Raw genomic sequence first — 21,138 nt, 5'->3', positions numbered from 1 at the left:
AGCGCGCGATGCGGCCGCCGTCGTCAAGGACGTGCGGGGTGGCCTATGAGCGCCGTCACGCTGGCCCAGCTGCTGGCGATCATGCCGCTGGCTCGCACGCGCGCGGTAGCCTTCCTGGCGCCGCTGAATGCGGCCATGGTGGAATTCGGGATCACGACGCCCGCACGCCAGGCTTCCTTCCTGTCCCAGGTGGGGCACGAGTCCGGCCAGCTGCGCTATGTGCTTGAGCTGGCCAGCGGCCAGGCCTACGAGGGGCGCGTCGACCTGGGCAACACACAGCGCGGCGACGGCGTGCGCTTCCGTGGGCGCGGCTTGCTGCAGGTGACTGGCCGCGCCAACTACGCCGCCTGTGGCAAGGCGCTGGGCCTGGATCTGCTGGCTCAGCCTGAGCTGCTGGAGCAGACCGTCAACGCCTGCCGCTCGGCCGGCTGGTTCTGGCAGACGAGGGGCCTGAATGCCCTGGCTGATGCTGGCGACCAGGAACGGGTGACACGCCGCATCAACGGTGGCGTGAATGGCCTGGCCAAGCGCCTGGCGTTGTACCAGGCAGCGCGCAAGGTGCTTGCGTGATCACGCTGGCCAAGCTGGCGGGCAAGGTGCCGGGGTGGTTGTATTGTGCTTTGCTGGTGTGCGTGCTGGCCGGTGCCGGCATGCTGCACCAGCGTGCGCAGGGGGTCGCCCAGGGCCGAGCAGCCGTGCAGACGCTGTGGGATGCCGACAAGAAAATCCGCTCGGCAGCGGAAACGAGGGCGGCAGCGCAGCGCGCCGCCGAGAATCTGGCGCAAGCCAGGCAACAGGCAGCCAAAGTGGCAGCCATTAAGAAAGTCTACGATGATGAAATCAACGATGTGCGCGCTCACCTTGCTACTGCTGAGCGCATGCGCAAGCCCGCCTTCTGTGCAAGTGCTGGACCTGCCGCCCCGGCCGGTGCCAGTGGCGCCCAGGGAGGCGCTGCAGCCGATTCCGCCGGCGGGCTACTTCCTGACGCGGTGGCGCGAGATATTCAAGCCTTGATCTTGCAAACGGAGGAAGTTGCCGCGACGGGCCGCGCATGCCAGGCATTCGTGCGTGAAAATAGCATGACGCCATAGAGGGATGGCTGATTGTCGCTGCGCTACACGCTCGGCCATTGTTTACTTTACAGCGTTTGATGTTTGGATATACTGTATGCATATACAGTATATCGAGGTGCCACCGTGCTTGTAATAGCAGCAAAATTATATTCCGATCAAGGCGTGCCCTTACCTCGGCATAGGGAAATTACCTTGCGTTGCACGGGCGTAGGTGTATTTACGATGATCGAGAGATTCGAAAAAGACTTTCAGCGCACAGTGCGTGTAGCGCACTTGAGTCCAATTGGCGGTGGGAAAGACCTCATCCTTCCCCCATTGTATGACGCTGCCATTGTGTGGGTGGGGGATGGGCGGTTGCGGGTCCGTGGATTTGAAATCAACCCCATGACCAAGGCTCATGTGGCGATGGCTTGGGCCGCGGAGATTGTGGCAGATCAGCGTCCTGGACGAGTACTGGCGCCACTTGACGGAGAAACAGGGGTTTCAGTGATCACCTCTCAAGCGGACCTGGAAAAAGCGGCCGCCGCCCGAACTGGCCCTCCGGAATGGAAGCGCTGAGCTTGTTGCAATCTTGCAACCTGATTGACATGCGGCGCTGCAGTAAATTCAACCGGAATTAGAACTTTCTGGCATGTAATTGCCATACGGATCGCTAACTATATGATTTAATTGATTTATCGATTCCGGCTCCGGGCACCAGCGCACAGAATTTGGAAACATCGAAAAAGCCACTAAACCCAATATAATCAATGGGTTAGTGGCTTTTTTACGTCCAGGTACTCGTCTTGATCAGACTCACCAAAAAACCCGGCAATGGCAAAGCCGGAAAAATTCAAGATGGCCCCATGTTTTGTCCGATCTTCGTGAAACCAAAAACGCAATCTTGATGGCGTACTTCGTTTCGTTGGGGAAAGCGAAAGGTATTGAAACATTTGATTTTCTGCGATGCGTATAGCGGTTATCTATGACTTTGCCATGACAATTTGAATGCCTCGGTGTGGTGAAAAATCTGGTTAATTTTCTCATCCACTACAGGCATGTCACCTTAGTCAAATGGCGGAAGTCGATAAGATGCTTCCTATGCTGAAGAGCTGCTTTTAATCAACATCATTGATTGCAGTACGAATAAACTTCGATACATGACGCAGCAATGACATGCTCGAAGAGTGAATGCCTCTACTCAGTTTTTTGCGCATCGCTACAACCGTTTTTCGTACTACCATATGCCAGGCTTTTTTTCTACTGGTCCAGCCATTCATCTTCCTGGAGAAGATTTAGAGACTTCATTCGGTTTCTTCAAGAAGCACAATTAATTCATCGGCCGCCATTCCCTGCGGTGCGGTGATCTGAGACAATATAACTACTCTCATAAGCCGCCATCGATCATGCAAAAGAGCTTTTCAGACCTGGAATCCCCCGCCAAGAAAAAACTGATCCGAGGCGACCGCTTCATGTCCATGATCGACAACGAGCCCCCTTGGGACAAGTTGCCCGGCACCGCCAGACAGGAAATGCGCTTGGTCGGCTCGCCGTTCGATCATTTGAGACGTCAAACTCTCTAAGAAAGAGAGTTGATCCGCACTTCCCTGGTTCAGGGTATTGCAGTGCAATGCAAATACCCATGAACAAACCTCTACAGTGTCCAAGACTGGATGATCACGCAGCACATTCAGACAGGTCATTGCGTTTGCAGTCAACCTTTTTGCATACCAAAATGAAAACAACTTCCCAAACCTTGCATCTGTCGCGTGACCGCCTCCGGCTCGTATTGTCATTGTCATGGCTATGCGCACTGGCAGCCTGTGGTGGCGGAACTTCGGCCTCGGCTCCGGCTCCGGTTCTAAGCCCCAGCCCGCCTCCGTCGACGTGTGAGAAGTCGCAATGCGCACCCTCTCCCTGACATGGTGAACGCCAGGCGTCTATTTGACATCCAGGACGGACGTGCCGACCGGCCTGCGTTTCGCCAAGCAAGCAGCACCACCTGACCATCTATCCACCAAACATCGCTACCCTGCAGCCACGCCACCATGTCCACAAACAATTCCAAACGCCAATTCCTGCGTAATTCGTTCGGCACGATGGCGTCCCTTGCCGCCTTGTCCGCATTCCCGCCGGCGATCCGTCGCGCCCTGGCGATCGAAGCCAACAATGTCACGGGAACGATCAATGATGTTCAACATGTCGTCATGATCATGTTGGAAAACCGCTCATTCGATAGCCACTTCGGAACCTCCAAGGGCGTTCGGGGATACGGTGATCGATTCGTTGCGCCATCGCCAAACGGGTACAACATCATGTACCAGACCCATACCCAAACAAAGCCTGCCGGAACGTATATTCCCTTCCACCTTGATGAAAGCAAGGGCAATGCGCAACGCGCCGGCAGCGCACCCCACTCATGGGGAGACTCGCAGGCAGCATGGGACCACGGCCGGATGAATCGTTGGCCGGATGCCAAAGGTTCCCTTTCCATGGGATATTTCGATGCTGCGGAAGTTCCGTTTCAACGTGCGCTGGCCGATGCCTTTACCGTCTGTGACCACTATCACTGTGGCATTCACTCGGGGACAATTGCGAACCGACTGTTCTATTTTACTGGCACAAATGGCCCAAACGGCCAGAGTCCCATCGATGGTAAAAAAGTGGAGATAGCGGTACTCGACAACCAGTACAACGGCGGTAACGACATCGGACCTTCGAGTGAAGGATGGACCTGGACGACATATGCAGACCGCCTGGAAAAGGCGGGGGTGCGTTGGAAGGTGTACCAGAGTCTGATCGACAACTTTGGTTGCAATGAGATGATGAGTTTTCGCCACTGGCGCGCGGAAATTGAAAAACTTCCCGCCAGTCGCCGTCCACTCCATGTTCCCGCCACCGATATCACCCAGGATGTCACCCGCGCCGGGCCATTCTATCAATCCAGCATTGACGACGCACTCAGCCCGTTGGCCAAGGGATTCCACAACACCATGCCTCATGGCTTCCTGGAAACCTTCCGCGAAGACATCAATAACGGCAAATTGCCAGCGGTATCCTGGATCATTGCACCTTCGGCCTACAGCGAGCATCCTGGATACTCCAGTCCTGCCCAAGGCGGCTGGTATATCCAGCAGGTTCTCGATGCGCTCACGGCGAATCCTGAGGTGTGGAGCAAGACAGTGCTACTGATCAACTTTGACGAGAACGACGGTTTCTTCGACCACTTGCCACCACCGTGTGCGCCATCGGTCAATCCTGACGGCAGCGTCGCAGGTGCCACCACGCTCAGCAAGGCCGATATCGCGGTCGAGTATAACAATTACAAGCCCGCGACGAGCCTTCAACCAGGCATTGATGGCCGACCGTACGGACCAGGACTGCGTGTTCCGATGTGGATAGTTTCACCGTGGAGTCGTGGCGGCTGGGTCAACTCGCAGGTCTTCGACCATACTTCAGTACTGCAATTTCTCGAGAAGCGATTCGGTGTCCTCGAGCCGCAGATCAGCGCCTATAGGCGTGCTGTCTGTGGCGACCTCACCTCTTGCTTTAATTTTGTCAGCCCGAATGCGGGGGCGTTGCCTACGCTCACCGGGCATGGCAGCAAAGCAGATGTGGATGCGCTGGCGCTAAGCCAGAGCAGAGCCCGCACGCTGGCGAGACCGTTGGCTTCTACAAACGCCAAATTGCCGGTGCAGGCTGGTGGCACCCGTCCATCGCGTGCCCTGCCTTATGTTTTACATGTGACCGCTCGCGCCGACTCCGGCGCAAAAAAAGTAACGCTGGTATTTGCCAACGACAGCAGCAACCAGGCTGGCGCAGTGTTTCACGTGTACGACGAGTTGCATCTGGATAGGATCCCGCGGCGCTACGTCGTAGAGGCCGGCAAGACGCTGGAGGGCAGTTGGGAAGTTGCGTCCGATGGCGGTTCGTACCGCCTGTGGGTGCTCGGTCCCAACGGATTTCATCGCCACTTTATTGGCGACCTCAAGGAACAGGGGGATACTAGAGGTCCGGAAATTCAGGTCTGCTATATGACGTGCAGTCCCACCGAACTCGCGCTCAAACTGCACAACAAAAGCAGCGTCCGTTGCTTATTTACAATATCAGCAGAAGCATATCGAAGCGATGGCCCCTGGACAATCGAGGTAGCCGCCGGTGAGGTGGGATCATTTCACTGGTCCCTGGCCAACAGCGGCAACTGGTATGACTTCTCGGTTACCTGCAGTACCCAGAAAACTTTCCGGCGCCGCGTCGCCGGGCGAATCGAGAATGGCAAGGACTCCGTGAGCGACCCGTCCCTGGGACGCTCATAACTCAAAAGTGAGCCTGAATTGATAAGGCTGCGGCGCATAGTCAACCCGATGCGGGGGTGCGCCGCAGGGCCGCACCATCATCTCGATCAATTCCCATACCCCGTACTCGCCAGCGCCCCCGCTGGCGTTTTTACAACACAGCCCAGCGCCCCGCTCCGTCCCCCACGACTCCCTACTGATATAATACTAACAATCAACTAATATTCCGTAATGTGCGCCTCAGGGCTCCCGCAACTGTCTGTGTACCGCCAAGCCCAGCCCATGCGCTCCCTTTTCGACCACGAGATCATCAAACAGCTGCACAGCGGTGCCCGCTCGCGGGTTTACCGCGCCCGGGCCGCCGATGGCACGGCGCTGATCGTCAAGATGCCGAATCAGCCGTTCCCCTCATTTCAGCAACTGGCACAGTTCAAGCGCGAGTATGCGATCGCGCGCCGCTGCCGCCATCCGGGCGTGGCGCGTCCGCTGGCACTGCAGCTGCACGGCGGGCACTGGACGATGATTCAGGAGGATGCCGGCGGCCTGGCGCTTGACCAGGTATTGCGCGCGCAGGTGGCGGCGCGCAGGACACCGGCGCAGCCCGCATTGGCGCTGGACGATTTTTTCGACATCGCGCTGCAACTGTGCGCGGCGCTGGACGAGGTCCATCGCCATGGCGTAATCCACAAGGATATCAATCCCTCCAATCTGGTGTGGAACGATACCCGGCGCCTGCTGCAGCTGATCGATTTTGGCATCGCCTGTGAACTGCCCTCTGAAAGCCATGGCATCGTCAATCTCCAGACACTGGAAGGCACGCTGCGTTACATGGCGCCGGAGCAGACGGGGCGCATGAACCGGCGGGTCGATTGGCGCGCCGATTTCTATGCGCTCGGCGCCACCTTCTACGAACTGCTGGCCGGCCAGGCGCCGTTCGAGGCAGGCGACGAGATGGAACTTGTGCATTGCCACATTGCGCGCAGTCCTGACTGGTCGCACCCGGCGTTCGCAGACTTGCCTGGCCAGCTGCTGCCGATCATCCAGCGGCTGCTGGAAAAAAATGCCGATCAGCGCTACCAGAGCCTGCAAGGCTTGCGCAGCGACCTTGCAGCATGCCGCGCGAACAAGCCGGCGCAAGCGCTCAAGCTGTCCGACCACGACGGCCGCTTCCTCGTGCCGCAAACGCTGCACGGGCGCGAGGATGCCATCGCCGTGCTGCTGGCGGCGTTTGAGCGCAGTGCCGCAGGCACGTGCGAGATGCTGCTGGTGGCCGGCCATTCGGGTATCGGCAAGTCGGCGGTCGTCAACGAAGTGCAAAAGCCCATCATCGCCCGGCGCGGCTGTTTCTTGTCGGGCAAATTTGACCAGCTCCAGCGCGACGTGCCGTATGCCTCGCTGATCCAGGCCTTCCAGGGGCTGGTGCGCCAGTTGCTCGGCCAGCCCGAGGAAACGCTGCGGCAGTGGTCCGCAAAACTGCACCAGGCCCTGGGCAGCGGCGTGGGCGTGATCGTCGAGCTGATTCCCCAACTGGCCTTGATCGTCGGCCCCACCGACGCGATGCCCGCATCGGCGCCGGCACAAGCCCAGCTGCGCCTGGACCGGCTGTTCCCCCGCTTCGTCGAGGTCTTCGCCTGCGCCGGGCATCCTCTGGTGCTGTTCCTCGACGACCTGCAATGGGCCGATGCGGCCACGCTGCGGATGATCGAACGGCTCATGGTCTCCTGCGACAGGAGCAGCATGCTGGTCATCGGCGCCTACCGAGACAACGAAGTAGGCGCCGCGCACCCGCTCATCGCGCTGCGCGACAAGCTGCTCGCCCGTGACGTACGCCTGTCGACGCTATTGCTGAACGCACTGACCGAGCCGCAGGTGGCGCAAATGGTGTCGGCCACCGTGCGCGTGGCGGCCCCCGATTGCGCGCCACTGACCAGCATATGCTACCGCAAGACGGCCGGCAATCCCTTTTTCCTCAACCAGTTCCTCGCTGCGCTCAATGAGACAGGGCATCTGCGCTACCGGGCCGCCGACGATTGCTGGGACTGGGACTTGCCCGCGATTGAACAGGCCAAATACACAGATAATGTGGTCGAGGTGCTGCTGGAAAAAATCCGCCGCCTGCCCAGCGTAACGCAGCACCTGCTGCAACTGGCCGCCTCCAGCGGCAACCGCTTCACGCTCGACACGCTTGCGCTGGCAGTGGAGCGCGCTCCCCGGCAAACACAGCAAGACTTGTGGCCGGCACTCAGGGCGGGATTAATCCAGCCGCTCGACGAGCGCTATAAATACGTCAATGGCGACACCGCTGCGGGCAACAGCGGCGTCAGTTACCGCTTCCTGCACGACCGGGTGCAGCAGGCAGCCTACCTGGTCGCCGATGCCGCTACGCGCGCGGCCAACCATCTTCTCATCGGTCGCCTGCTCCTGCGGCATACAGCACCCGAGCGCCAGGACGAGACATTGTTTGACATCGTCGAGCAGCTCAACGCGGGGCGTGCGCTGATCGGCGATGCGGGCGAGCGCGTGCAGCTGGCGACGCTCAATCTCCAGGCCGGCGTCAAGGCACGGCGTTCTGCCGCGTTCCAGTCCACACTGGAGCACATGCGAATCGGTCTCGACCTTCTGCCGGCGGACGCATGGAACGTCCACGCCGGCCTCTGGCTCGAACTGCAGCTGGGCGCGGCCGAAGCGGCCTACCTGTGTGGCCAGTTTGATGTCGCCGAGGCGATCTATCCACTGGTGCGCTCCCGTGTCTTGGGCTCCTTGCTGCAGGTACGCTGCATTGCCATCCAGGCGCACCAGTATCAATTGCAGGGCCGCCTGCTCGACGCCATCGCCGTGCAGCGCGACGGCCTGTCGCTGCTGCACATCGACATTCCGCACGATGTGGCGCACATGAAGACACGCTTCAACGATATCCTCGCCGACATCGGGCGGCAACCCGGCGCGCATGCGCCCGCGACCTTGCTGGAGGCCGGCGACATGTGCGAGCCGGACGCGGTGGCCGCGATGCAGATGATGCAGGGTCTGTGGATGGCCAGCTACTACGCCGGCCAGCAGGATCTCAGCGCGCTGATGGTGGTGTCGATGACGCGCCTGTCCATGCAGCGGGGGAACAGCGATTTCAGCGCTGTCGCCTATGTCGGTTACGCAATGATGCTGGCGCTGTACAGCGGCGACGTCGCGCGCGGCTATCACTTCGGCGCGATGGCGATGGCGCTGGCCAGGCGCCGCGCCAACCTGCAGACGCGCACCCTCACGGGCCTGATGTTCGGTGCGCTCAGCAACCACTGGACGCAGCCGCTGCGCGGCTCGGACGCCCTGTACGAAGAAGCGTTTGGCTGGGCGCTGGAAATCGCCGATTTCGTGCAGGTGGGCGTGGTGGCCGCCGTGCGCGCCACCGACCGGATCATCCTCGGCGACTACCTGCCGCACCTGATGCACGACATCGAGCACGACCTGGCGCTGATGCGCGCCAACGGCCAGCAGGCGATGGCCGATTGCTGCGTCGCCGCCGCGGTCCAGCCGATCAAGTGCCTGATGGGCCTCCTGCCCCGCCATGACAGTTACGACGATGCGGCCTTCAGCGAGGCGCGCTTCCTCGCACAATATGGCGAGTCGCACCTGTACCGCGCCTACTTCCTGCAAGGGAAGATCCGCAACGCCTACCTGTTCGACGGCGCCGACGCCGAACTGCTGGCCGGCCAGCTCGGCATCGTCACGCAGATCATGCGCGGCCAGGCCAAGGTTGCCGAATGCAGCTTCTACGCCGCGCTGATCCTGATCCGCGCGTTGCGGCGCGCTCCTGCGCGCGCCGACACGGGCGATATGCTGACAGTGATCGGCACGCTGCAGGCGAGTCTCACCGGGTGGGCCAGGCAAGGCTCGGACAATAGCGACGCCAAACATCTGCTGGTGATGGCCCAGATGGCACGCTACCGCGAAGATCTGCCGCTGGCCACGCGCCTTTATCAGCAGGCGATCGACGCCGCCAGCCTGGCAGGCTACGTCAACATGCAAGCGCTGGGCAACGAACTATGCGGCGAATGCTGGCACGACCAGGGACAGGCGCGCGTGGCCGCCGTATTCATCCGCGACGCCATCGCGCATTACGGCCAGTGGGGCGCGGAGGGCAAGGTGGCGCAGTTGCAGCGGCGCCACGCCGCGCTGCTGTCAAGGATGGACGGCCGCAGCACGCAGCGGCATTCCGTCTCCCACACGCACGGCAGTTCCGCGCTCGACCTGGTATCGCTGCTGAAGGCGGCACAAATCCTGTCGAACGAAGTCGGCCTGCGCAACGTGCTGACACGCCTGATCTCCATCGTGTGCGAGAACGCAGGCGGCCAGGTAGCGCGCCTGCTGCTGCTATCCGAAGGCAGCTACCGGCTGGAGGCCAATCTCGATGGCGACGCCACCACCGTCCTGCAATCCCGGCAGATCGACCTGAACGCCGCCAGCGATCCGCAATTTCCGCTGTCGTTGCTGCGCTACGTCATCCGCACTGGCGCCGAGGTGATCGAGGATTGCATCACGGGCGCCTCGCGCTTTGCCGCCGACCCGTACGTGCAGTTGCAGCGGCCGCGCGCCGTCATGTGCCTGCCGATACGGCACGGCGGCCAGATCGACGGCATCCTGTACTTCGAGAACCGGCTGGCCGACGCCTCGTTTACGGAAGAACGCGTCGCATTCCTGCGCATGCTCGGCGCACAGGCGATGATCTCGATCTCCAGCGCCAGGCTGCATGACAGCCTGGAGCGGCGCGTTGCCGAACGCACGGAACAGCTGGAAGACGCCAACCGCAAACTGGCGACCCTGTCCATCACCGATGGCCTGACGGGCTTGTCGAACCGGCGCCATTTCGACGACGTGCTGCGCACCGAATGTGCGCGTGCCACGCGCGTCGGCCAGCCCCTCGCCGTCATGATGCTCGATGTCGACTACTTCAAGCTATTCAACGACCGTCACGGCCACCAGGCTGGCGATACCTGCCTGGTCCGAGTCGCGCAGGCGCTGGCGGCCGGCATGCGGCGCGCGGGCGACCTGACGGCGCGCTACGGCGGCGAAGAGTTTTCAATCGTGCTGCCAAATACCGGTACGGACGAAGCGCAGCAGATCGGCGAAGCGCTGCGGCGCGCCATCGAAGATCTGGGCATCGTCCATGCGAGTACGCAGACGCAACAGGTGACGATCAGCGTCGGCATCGCGATCCAGCTGGCGCCGGGCGCCGCCGATCCGGACGCCCTGCTGCGCCTGGCCGATGCCGCGCTGTACCAGGCCAAGGATGCGGGACGCAATTGCGTGGTGCAGCGGATTCTGCCGCCTGGCTGACCGGCATTCACGGTACCGGGTGGCTCCTCAATCGCTGCCATGACTGTTCGCGCGCGCCTGCTCCTGCGCCTTTTCCTGCGACGCCACTCCATTAAAGAACAGATTGAGCAGCACGGCGACGATGGCAGCGAGCAAGATGCCGCTGTGCAGCAGCGGCGACAGTGCCTTGGGCATGTGCTGCGCGTATTGCTCGGCCACCAGCGGCAGCATGCCAAAACCGATCGACAGTGCCACGATGAACAGGTTGTTGCGGTTACTCTTGTAGTCGACGCCAGCCAGGATGCGGATGCCGGTGGCGGCGACCATGCCGAACATCACCAGCCCTGCCCCGCCCAGCACGAACGCCGGCACGGCTTCGGCCGCCTGCGCGATCGTTGGAATCACGCCCATGACGAGCAGGATGATGCCGGCCGCGACGCAGACCCAGCGGCTGCGCACGCCCGTTACGCCCACCAGGCCCACGTTTTGCGAGAACGAGGTGTACGGGAAGGTATTGAAGATGCCGCCAATCAAGGTGCCCAGGCCATCGACGCGCAAGCCGCGGCTGATATCGGCCTGCGTGATGCGCTTGTCCGTCATTTCTCCCAGCGCCAGAAACATGCCCAGCGATTCGATCATGACGACGATCATCACCAGGCTCATCGTGACGATGGCAACCACGTCGAAGGTCGGCATGCCGAACTGGAATGGCGTGACGATGGCAAAGGCCTTGGCGCTGGCCACCTTGGCGAAATCGGCCTTGCCCAGGGCAAACGACAGGGCCGTACCGGCGATGATGCCGATCAATACCGCAATATTCGACAGGAAACCACGGCCATACTTGGCCACCAACAAGATGACAGCCAACACGAAGAAGGCGATGCCCATGTTATCCAGCGTGCCATAACCGGGGTTGGCAATCATGGGCACGGGACCGGCTGGCGCGGGCAAGCCGGCCGCCGTGGCGGCAGCGGCCATCTTGACGAAAGCAGGATCGGCAATCTGCGCCATGGCTGGCGGCCCGCCCATGGCCCAGTTGACGCCCACGCGCATCAGCGACACGCCGATCACGGCAATGATGCTGCCCGTGACCACGGGCGGAAACAGAGCCAGCAGGCGGCTGATGAAGGGAGCGATCAGCATGGACACGACGCCGGCGCCGATCACGGCGCCAAAGATGCCGGTGATGCCCAGGGCCGGATTGTTCGCCATGGCCAGCATGGGACTGACGGCGGCAAAGGTCACGCCCATCATCACGGGCAGGCGAATGCCGAAGTACTTGCCTATCCCCAGGGACTGGATCAGGGTCACGAGGCCGCAGCAGAAAAGATCGGCACTGATCAGCGCCGCCACCTGCTCGGGCGGCAGCTTGAGGGCGCGGCCGACGATCAGCGGCACGGCGATGGCGCCCGCATACATGACGAGCACATGCTGCAAACCCAGGGTGAACAGCTTGCCGGCTGGCAGGATTTCATCGACGGGCGATGGCACGGCAGGCGTGGCGCCCGGCACGCTGCGGTGGATGGATTTCAGACGGGGAGTGGCCATTTACGCTCCATTTCCTGGGTTACCGCAGCCCGGATGGGCGCAGATGAAAGGGAAAAGCAAGAGAGAAACGGGACGACAGGAACGCACTGGCGGCGGATGATGCATGCGAAGCTCCTTGGATGGGACGACCAAGGAATGCCATGCATGCATCGTGCCAGGTAAATTGTATACAGGAATTGTGCCGAAATAGCATCGCGGCTGTAAAAATCCGAGGCTGGACGCGCAGCCGTGCACTGTTTTCTGGCGCGCCGGCACGCGGCCGCACCAGAAGGCAGCATCGGAAGCGGCGTCCAGATCTGGCACGACGAAGCGGTGTCAAGGTCTGGGACTCTGGGACTCTGGCATGGCGAGTGGCGCCAGGCGACGAGCTCAGGGGATCACGCGCGGCGCAAGCAAGCTGCAAGCCAACTGCAAACAGCCGCAGGCCAGCCGTAGAGCAACCGCCGACGTCGTTGCGCAACAGTCGACGCTAGCTGCCGGCACAGCCATCCATCAGCGCTTCCAGCTGCCGCACATAGGCCGCGCGCAAGTGTTCACGCGCCAGCAAGGCTTGCACTTGTTCAAAAATGCCATGCTGCGGCACGGTTGGCAAGACGGGTGCCGCAGGACGAACGGCGATACAGGGCACACCGATGGGCAGCCTTTCCGCCGCGGCTTCCCGCTTTGCCCCACCTGCCGCGCAGCCACCCAGCAGCCCAGCAAGCACGCAGACCAATACACAGGCCCATGAACAGATTAGTGAATGGGGCAGTGAGCAGGTCAGTGAGCAGACTGATGAGCAAGCCCGTGCGCCAGCCCATAGACAAGCCTGCAAGTAGCCCCGGACACGCAGCAGCGCTGGCGCACTCGTCATTGCCGCCCTCATGGCGTCCCGCCAGCGGGTCTTCCAGCCATTTCACTGGCGATCAGCACCTCGGCCGCCTGGCAAGCGTCATCATCCGGCTGCAGCGCCAGGATGCGCGCCGCTGCCGCCTGGGCGTCCGCCTGCCCGGCCTGCGCATTGTCCAACGCCTGCCGGGCCCGTGTAGAGCGCCGTACGCCCTCCTCCCGCATCGCATTCAGGGCCTGGGTCTGGCGCTTCAACACGGCTTGCGCCTCCAGCACCTGCGCCGCGCATGCGGCACGGCCAGCCTCATGCCCCCAGCGCTGGGCGCAAAACACGGCGGCCCCCAGCAACAGCAGCATGGCCAGCACAAGCAAGGGCGGCTTCATGCCAGCACCTTGCGTGCTGCTGCATACAAGGCCAGGCGCTCGGCCAGGCCGTTCACGCCACCGTTGATGCGGCGCGTAACGCGCTCCTGGTCGCCCGCGTCGGCCAGCCGGTTCAAGCCGCGCGATTGCCAGAACCAGCCCGCCGAGCGACACGCGAAAATCGTTTGCTCCAGCAACTGCGGCGCGGCCAGCAAGTCCAGGTCCAGCGCCACGCCGCACGCGGCATAGTTGGCGCGCCCCGTCACCTGCAGCAAACCGCGTCCCTTGAAGCGCACGCCATCACCAGCAATCACATTGCCCAAGTCCGCCCGCCCCTCATAGGCCGCGCCGCTGGTCAGTTCGCGCACATAGCGCAACTGTCCCGATTCGTGGCCCACCTGCGCCAGGAACGACGCCTGGCGCTGTGGCGTATCAATGCTGAACTCGGCCATCGCCGCATTCAGAGGTGCCAGGAACAGCGTAGCGCGGCGGCCGGCCAATGGCATGATCTGCATCAATTGGGCGCCTGTCACAGCATGCCCCGCACATCCTTGACGGCAGCGGCCGCATCAGCAGCCAGTTCGCCGATATCCTTGCCACGCCGCTTGTCGAACCAGCGCACGCAGGCGCCCAGTACCCACCAGGCGGGCAAGCCGGCCGCCACCATCAGCGGCGCGGCGATGAATAAAAAACCCGTGGCCGGATCGCCGCCATACAAGCCCGCCACGGTCTTCGCGCTGTCGAACAGGCTGGGCCACCACGACAGCACGGCGGCCACGAGCACGGGACCGAGAAAGGTGGAAATGATGATGCTGGAACAAAAACGAATAAATGCCTCCTTGGTGGACTGGGGCCACATGAACATGAAGCCCAGCGACGTGGCAGCGGCGCCGGCCAGCACGGGCACGCCAAACAGTTTGATCAATGCGCCGCCGGCGGCGGTGGTTTCGAGGGCCATGGTTGCCTTTCAGGTGATGGAAATGAAAAAACCCGCCGAAGCGGGTTTGGATGTTGCAAGCACAATCTTTATGCCACCTTCACGATTACACGGGCGCGCCCATCGTCTTCGATTGCGATGACCTTGCCGATGGCGCGCATGTATTGCTGGAGTGTCAAGTCCTCCTCATTGATAGCAGTGCCTGCGATGCCATCACCATGCTGTACCGGCACGATGAACTGGCCTGGAACTGCCCCCTGAATATTGCATGGCACCTGGCCGGCGAAAGCGATACGGTCCACCATCTGGCGCAGCGCTTCGAGTGCCGCGTCGAAGGCAAGTCCGGGAGCCTGCCGCGCTGCCCACTCTTCATCGGTATCGCCCGCGAGCGGCACTTCGCGATACACGGCAGCCTTGGCGGGAATCGCCGGCGTGATCAGGGTGAGGCCATCGTAGACGGCCTCGACAGCTGGTTGCGCCTCGCTGACCAGCTGCGATTCGACGCTACCGGGGGTACGCGTCACGGATGGCGGACGGGGACCGAGCCGCTGCGACCATTTGTCGCCACCCACCATGCAGGGATCGGTGGATTTCACGACAAACGAGATGGCCTCGGCCCAGCGATCGGTAAGCTTGCCATCCGCGCCGATGCCGATCAACTGACCTGGTACGATGACTGTACAGTCAGGTGCCTTGAACATGTACTCTGCATAGTCGGCGCCGCCAGCGTTGATCGTCCCGCTGACGTTAATGCTACGCCCCGTGATGGTGCTCGCATTTATAGACGCGCTACACGCCGAAGCGGAACCCATTGCCCCTGACGAAACATAGAACGTCGTGCAGTTTGGGATCCTGAGGTTAATCTTCCCCTGCGACTGGTCCCCTCCTCCTATGATACTTTCGCTCTCCATCGCTGAAATGGGGCCGACTTGTATCGCACTGGAAACGATCCGTGCCGATGAAGACAGGGTTCCCCGAACCGCTAAATCTCCTGCCCCGCTGATGACCATCAGATCAGCACTTTCCAAGTTGCTCTTGACATCAATTGCACGCAGGCGCAGGTCGTATGACACGCAGGTGTACGTGCCATTAGATGTGGGCCGACCAGATGACGTGTACCACCTGAACTGCCCCTGATACGATAAACCATTTGTTCCCCCGACCCCTAGCGCCGCCACCAGCGATGGCGATGTGCCTCCCTGATGCGCCGCCCCACGCAGCATCGTGGGCGCGTCCCCGGGCGCCGGAGCGCCAGGAGTCACAAATGCAAGACTGCTGAAGCTGACGATCGGCCCAGATAAATTGCCGCCCGTCAGTGGCAGCGCATTGTACGGTCCCGCCGCAAATGCCCGATCCATTTCATTCAATTTCTCGTTGACGTTAGGCATACCGTCATAAAATTTATCAACCATTTAAATTCCTTCAATTTGTAGTGCGGCAGAATAAGTGTCAAAGTACGGCGTAGCCACAGCATCGATATTGCTGACCTTGCCATACAGCATGTAGTCCTGTTCTACCAACGGATCCGGATTTTCCGGGAACAGACTGAACAGCATCGGCTTGCCCTTGCCGTTCTCACGCAGGATGCGCATGAAGCGGGCGCGGTCCATCGGTGTCAGGTGCGTCAGATTGATGCTCAGCTTGTCGCTGGTCGTGCCCAGCGCGGTTTTCAGGTTGCCGGCACCCGTTCGGTAATTTTCACTGCTATCCTGCGTCTGCAACTGGGCGCCGTAATCGGCGTTATATTGCGGTGACCAGTAGTTGCCCACCACCAGACGCGAGATTTCCAGGTAGCCTTCCGGGCTTTGTGGCGCAGACACGTCGATCACTATCTGCCGTACGCGCACCGGCGCGAACCATGTCACGCCGTCAGAGCCGCCGCCGCGCGGCCAGGTGTTCACACCGCCCCACTGGTAGGCGTTCCAGCCGAGCGGCAGCACACCCCAAGGATAGGATCCATGCACAGCAGCCGGGCACGGGAAGATGCTGCCTGTGTCGAATACCGGCACGGCGTCGCCCGGCTGGGCATAACCGCGCACGCGCATGCGCGCGCTACTGGTCATATTGGTGGAGATCAGCGCCACGCAGGCGATGGACTCCTGTGTCGGCCATATAGCTGAAATGGTCTGCGCCGTGCCGACGGCGCGCAGCACGGCATTCTTGCTGTCGCGCTGTAGGTTGGCCGGGCCCAGTTCGCCGGTTTGACTTAATGCAGTCAACACCGCGCGGTCAGCGGCATTGTCGTGGATGATGCGAAGATTTCTCATGGCAGCATTGCCCCTTCCAGGATGAGGTAAGTGGTTGGTAAAATCAACCCAGTGGTAACGCCGATAGGCTCGGTGGAGGCAAAGTCCCAGCGCCGCTTCGACAGCATCACCTCGACTATCTCGGTACTGGACGTGCGGTGCCGCATACTCCGATAGAACTCGGCGCGCCAGCGATTGGTGCCACCGCTGGGATCGTATGACGGGTCGGAGGTTGGGCAGCCCATCACGACAGGCCGGATCAGCGGCGGGATCGTCATGACAACCCCATTTGCTACACAAGATGCGAGCGGAAACTCAACGCGCCGCCGGCGCTAGTTTCGAGGGCCGTGGTTAACTTTCAGGTGGTGGAAATGAAAAAACCCGCCGAAGCGGGTTTGTGGTGACTGCTGTTTTGCTACACGACCTTGACCATCACATAGGCCCGGCCGTCGGGTTCAATCGATATCACGCGGCCGACGGCATCGATGTACTGCGAATGCGTGAGGTCTGCCTTGCAGACGGGAATACCCATGATGCCGGCACCGTCCTGGACCGGCACGATGTAGTCGCCCGGCTGGGCGCCCAGCACGTTCACCGGCACGCGGCCGGCGATGGCGATGCGGTCGACCTTCTGGCGCTCGACTTCCAGCGCCGCATCGAAGGCGGCCATGGCCTCGGCGTCCTGCTGCACGGCGATGTTGTGGGCGGCCAGCGCGGCGGTGTAGGCGGCCTGCTTTTCCGCCCATTCTTCATCGGTGTCGCCGGGTTCGGTTACCACGTTCTCATATTCCGGTGGGTTGGTGCCGGGCACTGGCTGCTGCGTGACTACGTCCTCACGGCGCAGCGGCTCGGTCGGCGCCGTTCCAGCCTGGGCCGACGGGCGCGGCCCCACATCGTCAGCCCAGGAATCACCACCGACGAAAGATGGCGCCGTCGATTTGATCGAAAACATGACGGCATCGTTCCACTGGTCGGTAACTTTATTCTCCGCAGTGATACCGACAAGTTGACCTGGGGCGACGATGCCACATACGGAGCTTTTGAAAATGTACTCGGCGTAATCGTTACCCATAGTATTCACCGTACCTCTGTTATTAGAGCTTCGGTTAGTTACACTGTTGGCCTGAACAATCATTGCTGCATTCGCCAGATTACCCCAATTATTGTCACATTTACGGAAAGCGGCAGAACCGGTAATTTGGAGAATATCAGCTCCCTCTACCCCGGCTTGCACAATCTCGTGGTACGCCGCCGTGCTGACCGTCCCCGCCTTCAATGTTGGGACATATACCTGGCCATTTCCAGAAACAGAAAACAAATCAGCGCTAAATGCATTGGACTGCACATCGTAATTTCTGAGTATGAGTTTATAGCCAGTTTTGAGTATTCCAGAAGTACCTGCTGAAGTGAGCCAGGACCAACAACCTCCATTATTAACTCCCGATTGTCCAGAAACGCCTAAACGTAAGGTTTCAAACGTCGAACCCGCAACAGCGCCTGTATTCGCCGCCCCTCCCTTGAGAAAAGAGGTGGCAATATTTTCAGCACTTATGGCACGAACTCCGAGATACCCATTGAATGAAGTGCCCAGTTTTGGCTGGCTTGTATCAGCACCCATACCATAACTGCGTGCGGGCAGATAAGCAGCGTTGCCAAAAGAAGCGGTTGGGTCCCAGACAACGGTACCTGTAGGAGCAGTGGTTTCTATTGGACGTGCATAGGTAATAGCTCCCATGCCCATCAACTGGAAAGACACTTGGGCAAAAGCTCCACCCAAAAAGAACACGTAGACTGAAACTTCACCTGATACTTCTTGATAAACGACAAAACGCACATTGGTAGGTATGAAGCGCGAAGTAGTCCAATCCACCTCAACAGGTGAAGTGCTACGACTACCAATAATAATAGTCATCGCAGTGATATCAGATCCGCCCCATCCGCCCATTAATGCATCAATTCGTAAAGATGAATAAGTACTGGAAATAGAATTTCTCTCCAATGTAGCGATCTTGTACAGCCGTTGTACCTGCCCGCCTTGCAAGAAGTTATATCCATATTTGTTAGACACACCGACACCCAATGGTACCGACGATAAGAGGGGCACATTCGGGTCGAGCATGGCCGTATTCAAGAGCCCATTCGCCTGGGTGCGTATGGGTGTTGATGCACGGGGAGTTTCTGTAAAAATATCTGCGGGCACCGCAACAACGCCGTCCGTTGTCACATGGGCATAAGTGTCCGACATAGCCAAATTGACCAGACGAGAGCCTTTGAGCGAGGTGGAGTCCAGTGCAGGCGAATACAGGCACAGTGAGGCTTTACTGATAACACCACGGAAAGCTTCAGCCACCTGTACAGGGTTCAGTGCAGCACGCCATACTGCCAAGTCCGAGAATTCATAACCAATGGTCTCGAAACCGCCAATGTCACTGCGGCCACCGAAAACAACACGGTCATAACCAAGCGTTTGCGTTGGCGCGTAAACCGCTGTGCCTTCCAAGTTACCATTGACGTATAAAGTCCATTTATTAGTGAAACCATCATAAGACAGCATCACCGTATTTGGTGCTGCGCCAGCGGTAGGTACAGTTGTGTTAATCAGTGTATTTGCTGCTGCCAATTCGATATTGTCCACAGAATTACGAATACGCACCGACTCCCAATTCGCTGTGGAATTCTCCAAACAGATCAAAGGACGGCCCGCAGTGGCACCGTCAAAACGGCGGATAGTTGCCATCACAGTAAAGCTACCCAGTGGACTATCTGCCACATAAGTGACTGGCGACGTACCGATTGCCGTTGCTGCCATTCTCAGTGCATATACTTTTTTACCCTCAGGCCGGTACGACAAGCCAGAGGTAAGACTACCGAACAGAGATAAGGCAAAGGACTTGAACATGAGATCATGGCCCACATCGTTAGGGTGACCAACATCCGCAAACGTTCCTGTGCGCCATTTTCCAGTGCCGTCATCTACAGTGCCCATGAAGTTCACGTAGGGGAAGTCACTGTTTTCCAGCTCCTGATTGGCTTGCAAAGCGTACATATAATCAGTTTCAGTGAAGTCATTATTCGGATATACGCCCGTAACAACTACCTTGTAATTCATTTCACGGCACATCGAAACCAGGCGAAGAATACCGCTAATGTAAGTGTTATAAACTACATCTTTGTTCCCGCCGATAAGACCTTCATTGGCAATACTCAAACAAATGATAACAATTCCAGGATTTTGGGTGACGACATCAGTATAGAAACGGCCAATACAATCGGAAGTCTTATTGCCCCCGATGGATTTATTTACCACGGTGTATCCGCGTGGAGCAAGGGCGGTCGCTAGCCGATTAGACCAGCCGTTCCAAGAAGGCGATCCCTGCCCTAAAGCCACGGACGACCCCAGAATAACGATCTTACGGTTTTGCGCGGTGCGATTATAGATCGTGTCAAATTGGCGCAGGCGCTGCGTTACCGTTACGACCGAGCCTGCTAACGGTGCGTAAGCCACATGGTCTGTTCCGTTAGGGCTGGCCAGCTGCGTCGCGGAAAGATTTGGAACGAGCCACGCACTCCCGTTCCATGTTTTTTCAGCACTAGTTTCGATATCAAAATATCTATCGCCAACTCTACAAGGAGTACCATCAGGACGTGTTGCGGGTACAGCTGCGGACGCTCCATAATATGACTGCTGCACCGTAGCACTATTCGCCAGCTGATTCAGCTGGTGAATAAAGTTTTTCTGTCCTGCATAGAAAACATTATCCATTTTACATTTCCTCGATTTCGATATTGGTAGCGTATGTTTGAAAATATGGGGAGGTGATGGCAGAATTGCTAGCCAAGCGGCCATACACCTGGTGCGCCTGCTCCAGCTCGACATCGTCGCTGTCCGGATACAGGCTGACAAAAAGTGGGCGCGACAATCCGTTGCCGCGCACGATGCGCCACAACTCGGCGCGGTCCAGCGGCGTCATGTGATCGAGCGCCAGCGACAGCTTGCGGTACATCACGCCCCGCTCCACCTTCTGTTCGCCGGCGCCGTTGCGGTAATGGCTGCTGGTATCGATTGGCGTGACACCGGCGCCATACGACGCGTTCTGCTCGGGACTCCAGTAAGGACCAGCCACCAGGCGGGCGGCCTCGATGTAGCCGGCAGGATTGTCGGGGTCGGCCAGGTCGATCACCAGCTTCCTGATGCTGCGCATCTGGAACCAGCAACGGGCGTAGGTCCCGCCGCCGTAACTGTAGGCATTCAAGCCCAGCGGCAATGCGCCCCAGTCCCACATGCCCAGCCGCGCATACTCGCATGCTGGCATAACGCCCGTATCGAATGCAGGCTCAGTGTTGCCGGGCTCGATGTAGCCGCGTACGCGGATGGTTGCCCCTGGGGTCAGGTTGCAAAACGGCAGCGCAACGCCGCCGATGATTTCCGGTGACGGCCATGTTGCCGTGATGCTCAGCGCAGCGCCGGTTGAGCGCAATACCAGAGACTTTCCCTCGCGCTGCAGGTTAGCTGGCCCCAAGGTGCCGGCCTGGCTCGATGCGGTCAAGATCGCTCGGTCAGCGGC

14 protein-coding genes and 1 pseudogene are annotated in these 21,138 nt (G+C 59.9%); 5 read left to right on the top strand and 10 right to left on the bottom strand.

Translation table 11 applies throughout. From position 1 onward, the window contains the following. The first annotated feature begins 45 nt into the window (after positions 1-45). The 5 genes and pseudogenes from JAB1_RS14630 (at position 46) to JAB1_RS14610 (ending at position 10,672) form a co-directional block, all read left to right on the top strand. Positions 46-570, top strand: a complete 525-nt coding sequence (locus tag JAB1_RS14630) for a glycoside hydrolase family 19 protein (protein ID WP_070280398.1) — start codon at positions 46-48, stop codon at positions 568-570. Continuing rightward, positions 567-1,091, top strand: a complete 525-nt coding sequence (locus JAB1_RS14625) for a hypothetical protein (protein ID WP_070280397.1) — start codon at positions 567-569, stop codon at positions 1,089-1,091. Before JAB1_RS14630 ends, JAB1_RS14625 begins: the two co-directional genes overlap by 4 nt. 1,367 nt (positions 1,092-2,458) lie before the next feature. Beyond that, a pseudogene (locus JAB1_RS30305) lies at positions 2,459-2,563 on the top strand (IS5/IS1182 family transposase); the annotation flags it as partial. 537 nt (positions 2,564-3,100) lie between these two features. Continuing rightward, positions 3,101-5,368, top strand: a complete 2,268-nt coding sequence (locus tag JAB1_RS14615; RefSeq protein ID WP_070280395.1) for a phospholipase C, phosphocholine-specific — start codon at positions 3,101-3,103, stop codon at positions 5,366-5,368. Between the two features lie 261 nt (positions 5,369-5,629). Then, entirely contained in the window at positions 5,630-10,672 is a 5,043-nt protein-coding gene (locus tag JAB1_RS14610; RefSeq protein WP_175445066.1) for a diguanylate cyclase, read from the top strand. A gap of 27 nt (positions 10,673-10,699) precedes the next feature. Here JAB1_RS14610 and JAB1_RS14605 read toward each other — a convergent pair whose 3' ends face one another. The 10 genes from JAB1_RS14605 to JAB1_RS29600 form a co-directional block, all read right to left on the bottom strand. Next, complete coding sequence (locus tag JAB1_RS14605) at positions 10,700-12,199, bottom strand: nucleobase:cation symporter-2 family protein (protein WP_070280393.1); 1,500 nt, start codon at positions 12,197-12,199, stop codon at positions 10,700-10,702. A gap of 469 nt (positions 12,200-12,668) precedes the next feature. Next, positions 12,669-12,827, bottom strand: coding sequence for a hypothetical protein (locus tag JAB1_RS29930; protein ID WP_170846291.1), 159 nt, complete (start codon positions 12,825-12,827; stop codon positions 12,669-12,671). A gap of 233 nt (positions 12,828-13,060) precedes the next feature. Then, the gene (locus JAB1_RS14600) at positions 13,061-13,411 is read right to left on the bottom strand and encodes a hypothetical protein (RefSeq protein WP_139144558.1); all 351 of its coding nucleotides are present in this window, start codon (positions 13,409-13,411) and stop codon (positions 13,061-13,063) included. Next, complete coding sequence (locus JAB1_RS14595; RefSeq protein ID WP_070280429.1) at positions 13,408-13,905, bottom strand: glycoside hydrolase family 19 protein; 498 nt, start codon at positions 13,903-13,905, stop codon at positions 13,408-13,410. Before JAB1_RS14595 ends, JAB1_RS14600 begins: the two co-directional genes overlap by 4 nt. A 14-nt stretch (positions 13,906-13,919) precedes the next feature. Further along, the gene (locus JAB1_RS14590) at positions 13,920-14,348 is read right to left on the bottom strand and encodes a hypothetical protein (RefSeq protein WP_034785835.1); all 429 of its coding nucleotides are present in this window, start codon (positions 14,346-14,348) and stop codon (positions 13,920-13,922) included. Between the two features lie 68 nt (positions 14,349-14,416). Next, complete coding sequence (locus tag JAB1_RS14585) at positions 14,417-15,739, bottom strand: hypothetical protein (RefSeq protein ID WP_070280391.1); 1,323 nt, start codon at positions 15,737-15,739, stop codon at positions 14,417-14,419. Then, positions 15,740-16,594, bottom strand: a complete 855-nt coding sequence (locus tag JAB1_RS14580) for a hypothetical protein (RefSeq protein WP_070280390.1) — start codon at positions 16,592-16,594, stop codon at positions 15,740-15,742. Beyond that, positions 16,591-16,851 (bottom strand): hypothetical protein, encoded by a 261-nt coding sequence (locus tag JAB1_RS14575; RefSeq protein ID WP_070280389.1) that lies wholly within the window; start codon positions 16,849-16,851, stop codon positions 16,591-16,593. Before JAB1_RS14575 ends, JAB1_RS14580 begins: the two co-directional genes overlap by 4 nt. 137 nt (positions 16,852-16,988) lie before the next feature. Beyond that, on the bottom strand, positions 16,989-20,336 hold the full coding sequence (locus JAB1_RS28815) for a GDSL-type esterase/lipase family protein (protein WP_175445065.1): 3,348 nt from the start codon (positions 20,334-20,336) through the stop codon (positions 16,989-16,991). Position 20,337: 1 nt separating this feature from the next. Next, on the bottom strand, positions 20,338-21,120 hold the full coding sequence (locus JAB1_RS29600) for a hypothetical protein (protein WP_139144557.1): 783 nt from the start codon (positions 21,118-21,120) through the stop codon (positions 20,338-20,340). Positions 21,121-21,138: the final 18 nt, after the last annotated feature.

This window comes from Janthinobacterium sp. MP5059B (assembly GCF_001758645.1).
In the GTDB taxonomy this organism is placed as follows: Bacteria; Pseudomonadota; Gammaproteobacteria; order Burkholderiales; family Burkholderiaceae_D; genus Janthinobacterium; species Janthinobacterium lividum.
This window is presented reverse-complemented; position numbering and strand designations above follow the sequence as displayed.